2 protein-coding genes are annotated in these 1,218 nt (G+C 35.2%); both read left to right on the forward strand.

From position 1 onward, the window contains the following. Positions 1-536: ABC transporter permease (locus EKM78_RS12335; RefSeq protein WP_164507361.1), on the forward strand; the 536-nt coding region annotated here is incomplete at its 5' end. A gap of 104 nt (positions 537-640) precedes the next feature. After that, positions 641-1,129 carry a PAS domain-containing protein gene (locus EKM78_RS12340; RefSeq protein ID WP_125772648.1) on the forward strand — a complete coding sequence of 163 codons (489 nt, stop codon included), beginning with the start codon at positions 641-643 and terminating at the stop codon, positions 1,127-1,129. Positions 1,130-1,218: the final 89 nt, after the last annotated feature.

Consider the following 1,218-nt stretch of genomic DNA (forward strand, 5'->3'; position numbering starts at 1 on the left):
CAAGCTTTAAAGATAAAGATCAAATCTTGAGCTATTTAGATAAATATAATAAAGGTAAAAGTAAGGTCAATAAGGTGGTTTATACTGATCTTGCAGGGAATGTTTCTAATTTAACCGGTGGCTTGATGGATGCGATCACTTATGTGTTAGTGGCCTTTGCAGGCATTTCGTTAATCACAAGCATGATCATGATTGCCATCATTACCTATACTTCGGTACTGGAGCGGACTAAAGAGATCGGTGTTTTAAAAGCTTTAGGTGCAAGAAAAAGGGATATTACCCGGGTATTTGACGCTGAAACAACTATACTAGGTTTTGGTTCAGGTATTTTAGGTGTCTTAATTGCGTGGTTATTGACTTTTCCAGCAAATATTATTTTGGAGAAAATTACCGGCTTAAGTGGCGTAGCCGCCCTTAATCTCATGCATGGGGTAATTTTAATTCTGATCAGCACAGCATTAACCGTCTTGGGTGGCCATGTGCCTGCTAGAATGGCAGTTAAAAAGGATGCTGCCATTGCCCTAAGGTCAGAATAAAACAGCAACCAACGTAATTTTCTATTTACATTTAAGCTAAAATTCTATACATTTAGTTAGTGTGTTTATAATTGGAACAACTAAATTTATATGAGGTGATTAACATGGCTGAAGAACCAAAGAACGTTGATATAAAAGATATGTTACATTTTAAAACTGGTAATATTGCCTTACCTGTTTTGGAAACAATTCTGAATACGATTCCCTTTGAATTGGGATTTTGTGACGAGAATGATGAATTTCAATGGTTCACTGATAATGGACATCGGGTCTACAAACGTTTTAAAGAGACCTTTGGTAAAAACGTTTTAGGCCTACATCATGGCGGCGCCCGCCCACAGGTTCAAGAATTATTGAAACAATTTCATGCTGGTACAAAGGATAATTTTGAATTTTTACTAGATCTTGATGGTCGTAAAATTTATATTTCTTTTTATGCAGTTCATGATGAGAATGGTAAATACCTTGGTTGTTTTGACTTTACAGGGGACATCACTGAGTTACAACAAATGAAAGAAACTGCTAAGGTGATTCCACCTATGGATGCCATTAAAGCTAAAGAAGCTGCTGAAAAATCGACAGATAAAGATTAATTAAAGCAAACCTTTAAGACAAAGTTGACGTCTTAAAGGTTTTTTTATCGAAATCACGAATGTGAATATAATTAAAAAAGATTATAAAA

The sequence above is a fragment of the Companilactobacillus furfuricola genome, from assembly GCF_003946325.1.
Taxonomy (GTDB): domain Bacteria; phylum Bacillota; class Bacilli; order Lactobacillales; family Lactobacillaceae; genus Companilactobacillus; species Companilactobacillus furfuricola.

Bases quoted from the DNA above. Each gene is read 5' to 3' on its own strand.
- EKM78_RS12340 (WP_125772648.1), top strand. From the start codon at position 641: ATGGCTGAAGAACCAAAGAACGTTGATATAAAAGATATGTTACATTTT.